Origin of the sequence: Microcystis sp. BLCC-F209, assembly GCF_041928595.1 — a bacterium.
Classification (GTDB): Bacteria; Cyanobacteriota; Cyanobacteriia; order Cyanobacteriales; family Microcystaceae; genus Microcystis.
The window spans coordinates 1-3907 of the sequence record NZ_JBHFLL010000331.1 but is presented as its reverse complement, the minus strand read 5'-3'; the positions used below and the strand labels follow the sequence as shown (position 1 = coordinate 3907).

The following is a 3907-nucleotide window of genomic DNA, read 5'->3' as shown; positions in this document are numbered from 1 at the left end:
TGCTGTCATCAAACGTCCTCCTATTAGTCGTCGTCAACTTCACCTGATGGTTTTTTCTAAAGGTGGTAAACGACGTAAATATGGTGGCTCTACCACAAGACATGGGTTCCGTAAAGGAGATTTAGTTTCTTCTCCCAAAGGAATTGGTTATGTCAGTGGAGATACCGAAAAACAGCTATCTGTAAGCGATACCAATGGTCAACAATTGGGACAGATAGCTGTTAGCAAGATTCAGTTAATTCGTCGTTCTAACGGTTTAATTGTTTCTCGCTAACTTATATAAAGCCGCCCTCCGCTATCGCTAAAGGGCGGGGTTTCAGACCCAGTTTTTCGATGACCGGACTAAGTATTGATCGCCAGAAAAAAAAGCATAAACAAGGCCAAACAAAAGCTGATAGTCCCCCGCTTAACATCAAAGAGAAACTTGCCCTCAAAAAAGAAGAAAGGCAAAAGAAACAAAAGTTAACGGGGTTGATTATTTTTGCCATTTGTGTAGCAATTTTGCTCGGATTACCCCTCAGCTTATTATTTGATCCCAAGATAGGGTCTGCAGTAAGTTTAGCCTTAATTTTAGGAGTTTTCTCCTTTAGCTATCCTCGCGCGGCTCTTTGGGCATTTATTATCTATGTCCCCTTCACTGGCACTATTATCTATTGGTTGGGAGGTAATCAAATCCTCCAGCTTAGTAAAGATATCTTTTATCTACCCGCTTTAATCGCCTTAGTTTTAGAATGTCGAAAAAAGCGATTACCGATCATTGTCCCGAAACAATTAGGTACAACCCTATTATTAATCTTTGTTTTCTGTGTGGTCTGTCTATTAGCCATCAATTTGCAGAGACAATTTCTGCCTACTTGTGATTCCGTGGCCGGGATGACTATGTTTAGGGATGGCCGTTTGCGCGGAATTCCCTGTCGGGAAGGTGAGACTTTTCTGCAAGGACTATTAGGATTTAAAGTTTTGCTAGGTTATGTCCCCTTGATCTTCTGCACTTATTACTTAATAAAAGACAAACCCACCCTATTATTTTTTGGTCGTCTTTTAGTGACTTTAGTAATTATTTGTTGTGTTCTAGGGTTAATGCAATACTGGATGCTGAAAACAGGCCGTTGTGTGGGAACTAGAGGCTACGTGGCTGATGCACTTTTCCAAGCCACCTTAGAGGCAAGGTGTTTTGTCGGCGGGGCATTGGCCTATAGTCCAGAAGTAAATATGATCCGCCTACCTGGTACCTTTGTTTCTCCCTGGCACTGGGCTTGGTTTTTAGTCTCTGGTGCCGTAATTTGTTATGCCAGCGCCTTTAGTGAAACTTCCCAAAAATGGCGACTAGCAGCCCTAGTGGGTTTAACCCTAGTTTTTATTAATGCAGTGATCTCCGGGCAAAGATTAGCTTTCTTTGCTGTACCGATGATTGTTGGTCTGATGACGGTTATTACGGGACAAATCGCTAACTTAAAACGATTTTTGCCGATCATTTTTGCCGCCACTTTACTTATAGCTATCGGTTTTTCTTTCCTTAACCCCGATTTTGTCCAACAACGCTACGATAGTGCTGTCAGTCGTTGGCAAAGCAGTCCCCCCACCGCTTTTATTCAAGAACAGTTGGATTTTGCTATCCGTAATCAGGGCGGTATTTTAGGTCGTGGACTTGGTGTGGCCACAGCTTCTGCTAGGGTTTTCGGTGATATTTCCTTTGTGGAAACCTATCACAGTAAAGTTTTATTCGAGTTGGGATACATCGGTTTTGCCTTGTACATGATATTTATGACCCATCTGGTTTATCTGAGCTTTCGCATCTATCGTTCCCTCAAAGACCCGACTCTGCGAGGTTTTGCCGGTAGTTATTGGGTTTTCCTGCTCTTTGTTGCCTATCTTCCCTATTGGTATGCCCTCGATACGGATCCTGTGGGCGTTTATTACTGGATATTCGCGGGGGTAATTTTTAAATTACCAGTGATCGAAAAACAGGAAAAAGAAGCCAAAATTCTGGCGGGGGAAACCGCCACAAAATCCTCCAAAAAGGGCTTAAAATTTAAACGCAAAGGTGTTTCTCTCGCTTGAAATATGGAATCGGGCTATAGGGATTGGGTTTTAGGGTTTTAGTGGAAATTCCCCCATTCCCTGCTATGAATTTTCCCTCGATTTCCGTCATCATACCCACCTATCGGCTCTTCTCAACTTTGTGTGATAATTTTTGCTTATGGAACCCTGAAGTGCTTATTGGGCAAAACTTTTAGGACTATTTTGCGGATATTCTATCAGTATAGACCTCGTTTCCACACAGAAACCAGAAGAGCCACCTATCGAGGCAAAGAACCCCTTAAAGATACCCTCGATGACCTGCTCAAACAAGATTACCCCGAAATTGCGACTCTATGCTAAATTATTTGATTGTCAGGTTCTTGGTAATCCTCCCTGTAATAAAGGTGGTTTCCCGATTAAAATCCTTTCTAGGGGAGTTTTTTATAGTTTAGGTTTTCTGGATGCTCTGAAAACTCAAGTTAATTCCCTCTGGAATGATGGCCAAATTTATACAAAACTAGATAATCTATGAGAATTTTAGTCGCTAGTCATACATATATAGTTGATCTCAACTGTGAGAAACTGCGCGCCCTGACAAGATTACATCCCAATCTGGAAGTTACTATTGTTGTTCCCCAACGTTGGCAACCGGGAGGAGTCCAAAATAAAATCATTGAAAGTCAACCGAAAATAGCCGACAATTTCCGAGTCATTCCTATCTCTAATTTTAGCCAGAATAACCAAGCTTTATTAACTTTTGGCACTGATATAATTCCTTTGCTGCAAAAATTTAGACCCGATATTATTCAAGTAGAACAGGGTTCTAAATCTCTCGCTTATGCACAATTTATTACTCTGAATCGCCTCTTAAATCTCCGGGCTAAAAATGTATTTTTTACTTGGTGGAATCTTCCCTATAATCTTAAATTTCCCATCTCTTGGTTAGAAGCTTATAACCTGAAAAATACCGATGGTTTAATCGCTGGTAATCAGGACGGGGTAGATGTTTTAAAAGAACGGGGTTACAGGGGTAAGTACACCGTTTTACCACAATTAGGCGTGGATGAAGTTCTTTTTTCCCCCAGCAAGCAACCCGATTTAGCCCGCTCTTTAGGCATTGAAACCGATGAATTTGTGATTGGTTTTGTCGGTCGTTTTGTGGAAGAGAAAGGCATTTTGACGCTGATTAAAGCTGTAGCTAAGTTAACAGGTAACTGGAGATTATTACTGTTAGGTCGGGGCATCCTGAAAGATAAAATAGTCAGCGAAGCTGCCGCCGCAGGAATAAGAGATCGCTTGATTATTGCAGAAAGTGTTCCCCACGATCAAGTAGTTAATTATATTAACCTGATGAACACTTTAGTTTTGCCTTCAGAAATCACCTATCGGGTCAAAACTTTAACGGCCGTCGGTTGGAAAGAACAATTCGGTCATGTTTTAATTGAAGCCATGGCCTGTCAGATTCCTGTTATTGGTTCCGATTCGGGAGAAATTCCCTTTGTTATTGCCGATACGGGGTTAATTTTTCCCGAAAAAGATGGGGAGGCACTGGCTAAATCTATACAAACTCTCTTGGATAATCCCAGCTTCGCTCAAGAATTAGGCCAGAGGGGTTATCAGAGAGTAATGAACAATTATACTAATAAAGCGCTCGCTCAAAAACAATTGGATTTCTATCAACAATTACTCCCTCGGTGATGGAAGTGGCAATTATGAATTATGAATTATGAATTATGAATTATAGTTCTTCGGTTTGTGTTATGCAATGGACGGGAGTTATAAGGGGTGAAACCCTTATATAGAAAGACATGGCTGCGATTTTTGCCAATTGTTTTCAATCTAGAACGAGCTAATCAATTAAGTCCCTTGCCAGATAAGGATTTAG

General features: G+C 41.2%; 2 protein-coding genes and 2 pseudogenes. All 4 read left to right on the top strand.

Going from position 1 to position 3907, the window contains the following annotated elements:
- Positions 1-274: pseudogene (locus ACE1AQ_RS22205) on the top strand (hypothetical protein); the annotation flags it as partial.
- A gap of 59 nt (positions 275-333) precedes the next feature.
- Positions 334-2061 carry a hormogonium polysaccharide biosynthesis protein HpsL gene (gene hpsL / locus ACE1AQ_RS22200; RefSeq protein ID WP_110543534.1) on the top strand — a complete coding sequence of 576 codons (1728 nt, stop codon included), beginning with the start codon at positions 334-336 and terminating at the stop codon, positions 2059-2061.
- Between the two features lie 292 nt (positions 2062-2353).
- Positions 2354-2554: pseudogene (locus tag ACE1AQ_RS22195) on the top strand (glycosyltransferase family 2 protein); the annotation flags it as partial.
- Complete coding sequence (hpsO, locus tag ACE1AQ_RS22190) at positions 2551-3720, top strand: hormogonium polysaccharide biosynthesis glycosyltransferase HpsO (RefSeq protein ID WP_008200546.1); 1170 nt, start codon at positions 2551-2553, stop codon at positions 3718-3720. The pseudogene ACE1AQ_RS22195 and the gene hpsO, both read left to right, overlap by 4 nt.
- Positions 3721-3907: the final 187 nt, after the last annotated feature.